7 protein-coding genes, 1 tRNA gene and 1 pseudogene are annotated in these 6547 nt (G+C 36.0%); 4 read left to right on the top strand and 5 right to left on the bottom strand.

Features of this window, described 5'->3' with window-relative positions:
- Nucleotides 1-4: 4 nt before the first annotated feature.
- From PMI13_RS18620 to PMI13_RS18640, 5 genes are read right to left on the bottom strand one after another with little or no spacing between them, the layout of a single operon-like run.
- Entirely contained in the window at nucleotides 5-988 is a 984-nt protein-coding gene (locus PMI13_RS18620) for a hypothetical protein (protein ID WP_007846644.1), read from the bottom strand.
- A gap of 18 nt (nucleotides 989-1006) precedes the next feature.
- A complete protein-coding gene (locus tag PMI13_RS18625; protein ID WP_007846653.1) occupies nucleotides 1007-1264 on the bottom strand; it encodes a hypothetical protein in 258 nt (85 codons plus the stop codon).
- Nucleotides 1265-1279: 15 nt separating this feature from the next.
- Nucleotides 1280-1519, bottom strand: coding sequence for a hypothetical protein (locus tag PMI13_RS18630; RefSeq protein ID WP_156104470.1), 240 nt, complete (start codon nucleotides 1517-1519; stop codon nucleotides 1280-1282).
- Between the two features lie 50 nt (nucleotides 1520-1569).
- Nucleotides 1570-1752, bottom strand: a complete 183-nt coding sequence (locus tag PMI13_RS18635; protein ID WP_007846657.1) for a hypothetical protein — start codon at nucleotides 1750-1752, stop codon at nucleotides 1570-1572.
- A gap of 20 nt (nucleotides 1753-1772) precedes the next feature.
- Nucleotides 1773-2096: an import component protein gene (locus tag PMI13_RS18640; RefSeq protein WP_034670151.1), complete on the bottom strand. Its 324-nt coding sequence runs from the start codon at nucleotides 2094-2096 to the stop codon at nucleotides 1773-1775.
- Between the two features lie 234 nt (nucleotides 2097-2330).
- Here PMI13_RS18640 and PMI13_RS18645 point away from each other — a divergent pair, with 234 nt between their 5' ends.
- The 4 genes and pseudogenes from PMI13_RS18645 to PMI13_RS18660 form a co-directional block, all read left to right on the top strand.
- Nucleotides 2331-4187, top strand: coding sequence for a helix-turn-helix transcriptional regulator (locus PMI13_RS18645; protein ID WP_007846659.1), 1857 nt, complete (start codon nucleotides 2331-2333; stop codon nucleotides 4185-4187).
- Nucleotides 4188-4275: 88 nt separating this feature from the next.
- Entirely contained in the window at nucleotides 4276-5715 is a 1440-nt protein-coding gene (locus PMI13_RS18650; protein ID WP_007846661.1) for a S41 family peptidase, read from the top strand.
- A 69-nt stretch (nucleotides 5716-5784) separates the two neighbouring features.
- Nucleotides 5785-5856: transfer RNA gene (locus PMI13_RS18655), tRNA-Arg, on the top strand.
- 254 nt (nucleotides 5857-6110) lie between these two features.
- Nucleotides 6111-6547: pseudogene (locus PMI13_RS18660) on the top strand (T9SS type A sorting domain-containing protein); the annotation flags it as partial.

The raw sequence follows: 6547 nt of genomic DNA on the forward strand, positions 1-6547 counted from the left end.
ATATTCAACTTATTTTTTCCAGATCAGATGCAAAGGCAATACGATCCGGATTTTCTTTTAGATAAAAAATATCGACGGTTTTCTGCTGTACACTATTCAGATCAAGCAGGTTTACAATCTTCTTGATCTCTGCTCTTCTGATGCGGTTTTGATCATCTGTATATTCCAGTTTAAACAGAATCATCGGCTGCTCATTGATATAAGTTCCTGTTTGATTGGCACTGATCAGTTTTGCAGTGGTTTTTATTCCTTTAAACTTAATAAGTTCTGCTTCACCTTTTTTACCTCCTCCGATTTTACTGAGAAGCAAGGATAGCCCGCCACGGTAAAATAAAAGTACAGCCGGACAAATCAATAAAGGATGCCAGAAAAAAATAAAACGCCAGCCCATTCCTGCATTTTCTGTCTGGTAAGCATAAACATAATAGCCAAAAATAAGAACGGCAAGCGCTGACCAGCCTAAGCAGATAAGAAAGATCACAGGTATATTTATTCTGGCTTCAGTTCCTGCAAAAACAAAATAAGGTGTTTTTTTCATTTCCTTATCAATAAGGAGATCAACTTTTTTTCCGGCCTCAAACCGACGTTGCTGTGGTTTTGAATCATTGACACTTGCTTTTTGTATGATTTCTGTATCTACCAGGTTCTTAAATGAAAGCTTAAGCTCATAGGTATCATATTTACTACCTTCTTTTGATATTTTTACAGCATCTATAATTTCTGCTTTTCGTGGAACTCCGCTTTTATTCAGGTACTCAATATTTCTTTTTCCGATAAAATTGGATATGATCCATTTTCGGAAATAGCCAATCAGAAGAATAATCCATAAAATAACGGATAAGGCTAAAATTCCCAGAGCAAACCATGGATTTGTATCTGCAAGTTGGGGCGGATCACTGCTTTTAATGCTGTAATACAAAATCATTGGGAACGGAATTGCAAAAAACAGCATATAAAGTCCCCAGAATATCCCAAAACCTCGGCTCATAATTTTATATTTAAAATGTTATTGAGTATTGATAAACTTATAGATAGGATTTAAAACGTACTCTATATATTCAGCTTCTCTGGCCTGGCTCTTTTTCCCGTTATTAAAAGTATCACTGATAGGATAATTTAAGTAGTCTGAAAACGGAACAATACAAAATATCAGAACAGATAATAAACCGAATATCTTTACTTTAGGCATATACCCGAAATAAGGTTTTATGGTCAGCTCCGAGGATGTAATTCTCAGTTGGTATTGATGTGTTTCTGTACTCATAGTATAGTTACCTATTTATTTTTCCTCAGGATTCATAATTTCGCTTACCTCATTGATTGCGTTCTGTGCTTTTCTTGAACTGAACATCCCAACTACGATGGGAACTCTTTTTTCCTTACCGTTCTGATTGAATATAAAAAACCCGGTGCTGTCCATCGTGATAAAAAGATACTTCCCCACAAGCACATAAAACTGTACAAATTCATCAAAACGGTAAACCACTTCTCCGTTCAGCATATTGTTTTTATAAGTCACTGTTTTAGCATCCGGATCAATGATTAATTTCCTGGTTGTTTTCTACAGATTCACCAGTGCAAAGAATACAAATAATATGGCAGCCCAAAGCCCGATTTTTTTTCAGGAGGAATAATATAATACTGGGCCGCACCTATCATCAGACAGGCAACTGACCGTATAACAGCCGTAGACATCCTGGTTTTTAAATGAAACTCACCACCTTCCTGCATAAAATACCTGTAATCTTTCATTTTTGTATTTTAATTAAATATCAGCCGATAAAAGCAAATTTATCTTCAAACATTTTTCCAAATAACGGAACAGGTTTTTCGGCGCCATTGGCTGCATTAATGATTCCCAATACCCAGAATACAAGGATTAAAAGTCCTGCCATTCCTAAAAAAGCCAGTGCAGGTGTTATAGAAATCAGAATTCTTATAATGATATTAAAAGCAATGCTCACAATCATCAGTCCTAACGATTGTCTTAAATGATATTTAAGCAGGGAATCCGCTTTCTCTTTTCCTGAAAAATAAGCGATCAGCCAACCTATAAGAGTGATATAGGAGATGATGGATAAATTTTTGTTGTTCATACTTTTGGTATATAAGGTTTTCCAGCAATATTGCTGTTACAAAGATTCGGGTATATACGGGCTTATCCAAATCCTACCCTTCTACAAAGCATCTACCACGACCTGAAAAAGTGTCTACAATATGACTACAGAAATCAAACAAAACTGGTTTTCAATATTTTACATTTAAGCACAAACCATTATATTTATTAACTTTTATATGGGTTTTTAACAATTTGTATTAATTTTAGGTATATGAAATTTGTATTCTGTAAATTGTTTATATACATCAGTATTACTGTGGGTATCAGCCTTTTTGCTCAAAGTATGCGTACTGACAGCCTTCAATCGGTGATCAATAACCCTGGCCTATCCGAAAAAAATAAGCCGGAATTATTAAACCGGCTTGCAGAAGCCTATAGAATCGATAGAAATTATACTGCCGCAGAGAATAAGGCGAGACAAAGTGCCCGTATTGCTTTACAATATAAAAATTATGTTGAAGCTGCCAAAGCTTATACCTTACTCACTGTTATCAAAGCAAATAATCAGCAGTTATCAGCCTTAAAGCAGACAAGTGATTCAGCATTGGTACTTGCTCAACAAGCTAAAAGTCCTGTAGCAATGGCCTACGGGTATTATGCCCAGGCATTTTTGTATAAGACCCTGGATGATCCGGAGAAAAGAATAAAATTTTGCCAGTTGGGATTAAAAGAACAGGAGAATTCACCCGATCCTTATATTGCAGCTAAGTTATATTATCAGCTGTATGCTGCCCATTCAGACTGGAATAATATAAAGCAGGTCAACAGCTATGCCCGTAAAGCCACTCAAAATGCTTTAAAGACCAAAGATTATAACCTGCTCAGTAATTGTTATGCTGCATTATCAGTAGCCCATGAATACAATTATAATGCTTCCCGGGAAAAAAAAGAGCTCGACAGTGTTTTGTTTTATCTGCAAAAAGCCGAAACCCTTTATCTTAAATATCCGAAACAGGTAGCAAAATATACCCATGCCATCACCTGCATCAACATAGCCAATGTTTATTTAAAATATTTTCCGGATACCGATAAAACGGCAGAATCAAAGGCTGTTTATTATGCCCAATCAGCAGGAAATATATTAAAGAACGTTCCCAATACCCAGGAAGTTACCGCCAGCAGCCTCGGTATATTAAGTGAATATGCTTCCAGAAAAGGAAATACTGCTTTGGCAGAAACCTATTTATTAGAAGCATATAACCTGATGAAAACCGGCGAACATCCCTATTATTATACATTAATTAATGTAGTGGAATCATTATCCCGTTTTTATAAAGGACAGGGAAATTTTAAAAAAGCTCTTGAATTCCAGGAGGAAGTTACCCAATACAGCAATAAGAATTTTAATCAAAAACAGGCCCTGAGTGCCCAGAAATTGGAAATACAATTTGAAACCGAAAAAAAAAACAATGAAGTCCGGATTTTAAAAGAAAGAGAAGAAAGCCGCAAGTTACAAAGCTATTTATACGCGTGTATTGCCATTGCGTCTTTACTGGGACTTCTTTTTATGTTTCGTTCTTATCATTTTAAGTTACGCCTCTCATTACAACGTGAAAAGCAGCTTGAGCTGGAAAAACAGGAATCCGGGATGCAGATCAGGCTGGAAAAAGAAGAACAGGCCAGATTAAAAGCTGAACAACAGTTACTAGAAGCACAACAACAGCAATTACAGAAAGAAGCCATGGCCAATGTACTTCAGCTGGAACATAAAAACCGTATGCTGCATACTATAAAAGATAAACTTGCAGATGATAATTCCCTGAATATGCAGAAAATTGTCAGGGAAGAAATGGTGCTCGATAATGATTTTGAAGATGCCAAATTAAGAATTCAACAGATCTACCCTGAGTTTTTCAACCTTATCAATGAAAAGGCACAAAAGAAACTTACTCTTCTCGACATGAAGCTTTGCGCTTATCTCTATCTGAAAATGGATACCCGGCAGATTTCACAACTGCTGCATATTGAACCCAAGAGTGTACGGATGAGCCGGTACCGGATCAAGCAGAAATTAGGACTTGATAAAGACGAAGATCTGAATCTTTTCCTGCAACAACTGGGAAGCTGAACTATCATCCTACCTTCTATTCGTTAAAGTTTCATAATAGATTATTTTATTTCGTTCTTCTTCTTTATTTTTAAGATCAAATTAGACCATGAAAAAAATTGTATTCAGCATCTCTGCTCTGGTTGGCGGATTCTTTGCACAAGCTCAATTACAAAACCCAGGTTTTGAACAGACAGATAATAACTTTCCTGTAGAATGGAGCAATAAAATGAATGATTTGTATGAAATGAATGCAGACAACGGCGTTAAGCATTCAGGTTCCTATTCATTAAAAATATCAGATAAACAAGGTAATGCAAAAGGGTTACAAACCTTTTCACAGAAAGTTCCCGTTCCCGGAAAAGGTTTAAGAAAAGTGGAAATAAGCGCTTATATCAAATCAGAGGATACCCGGGGAAACATTGCACTCTGGACCCAGGTGCGTGATAAAGCCCAGAATATGGTAGATTTTGCAAATTCTGATACGCAAAAACGTAAAGTAATTCCCAATGGAGACTGGAAAAAATATTCTCTGGAATTTATGCTGGATGATCAGGCCGATTACTTTGTGTTGGGAGGTTTCCTGTCCGGAAACGGAAAAGTATGGTTTGATGATTTTAGCATTTCAGAAATTCCTTTTCCGGAAAATCCGGCCTCTAAAACTGCATTCAAATATATAGATCAGTTTAAAAATATTGTCAAGAAAAATTCGATTTTCAAAGATAAAATAGACTGGAATATCCTGGAATCCAATCTGAAAAAAATATCAAATGGTATGGAAACCGTAAAAGATACAGGCCCTGCCATTCAATATGTAATGAAAACTCTGAGTAATGCAGGAGATAATCATTCTTTCATTGATAATAAGGAATATGCTGAAGAGAAAAAAAGCATGAAAAATCCGCTGTATGAGCCATCTTCTAAATTACTGGATCAGAATATAGGCTATATTATGGTTCCTGCATTTTCTTCCCTGAATAAAGAAGTAGGCAGTTCTTTTGCTGAAAAAATCCAGAAGATGATTCAAAAACTGGATTCTGAAAATACAATTAAAGGCTGGATTGTAGACCTGAGAACCAACACCGGTGGAAATATGTATCCTATGATTACAGGTTTAGGACCTTTAACAGGCGAAGGTATTCTCGGTTATTTTACAAAAGACGGAAAAAATAAGACAGCGTGGAAATACAAGAATGGAAAAATGTATAATATTGAGGTTTCCAATCCTTATACCCTTAAAATTCCGGATCAGAAAATTGCTGTTTTAATAGGTCCCAGCACGGCAAGCAGTGGTGAGGCGACTACTTTGTCATTTGTAGGGAAGACAAATATCAAAACCTTCGGACAACCCTCTGCAGGGCTTACCAGTGCTAATCAGGCCTATCAGCTTAGCGATGGTAGATCCCTTTATTTAGCTATTTCCTATGAAATGGACAGAACCGGAAAAGAATATAAAGGAAAAATACAGCCTGATTATATAATAGAGCCGTCGGAAAATACCAATTTCGATGCGGAAATTCAGGCAGCCACTCAATGGATTCTGAAATAAAATAAAAAGATTTTAATTTCAATCAAAATCTTTTTTAATTTAAATTATTTGTATTTTTAAAATTCAAATGGCCTCATAGTTCAATGGATAGAATAAAAGTTTCCTAAACTTTAGATCCAGGTTCGATCCCTGGTGGGGCTACAAACCCTATATTATTATTTAGTAATATAGGGTTTGTATTTTTACTCTTTCCATTTGCAATCCCACTCGATACATTATTCACAGAGTTCTGAACCTGAACTATTTCTGCAATAAATAACAAAAATTGATTTGTTCTCTAACTAATCAAAATTATCACGATTAAAGGATTTATTATTGTTAATATAATATTCTGTTATTATAAAATACAAAACATTCCAATATTTTCGATTCCGATAAACATAAACTATTAACCTATGCAAAAACTCTGCGGAAGTGCCTTATTCTTATGCACTATCTTAAATATGTCTGCCCAGGAAGTGGTATGGCAAAAAGACATTAAATCCTCTACCCAGGATTTCCTGAGCCAGGTAACCACAACAATCGATCAGCAGTATTTAATTACAGGAAGTTCAATTCAGGCAGGTACTCTTCGGGAGCCTCAGGGTACGGGTGATTCTTCTATCAACTCTAAATCTTCAGCTAACAACCAGAACAACGGCTACGATTTTCATCTGGTGAAACTTGACCAGCAGGGTGAACAGGTTTGGGAAAAATATTTCTCAGGAAAAAATCATGATTTTTTGTCAGCTACGGTGGCTACCCAGGAAGGAGGTTTTCTTTTGGCAGGAACTTCATATTCCGGAAAAGGACTGGACAAAAAAGAAGATTCCAAGGGCGGATCTGATCTATG

The organism is Chryseobacterium populi (assembly GCF_000282115.1).
GTDB classification, from domain to species: domain Bacteria; phylum Bacteroidota; class Bacteroidia; order Flavobacteriales; family Weeksellaceae; genus Chryseobacterium; species Chryseobacterium populi.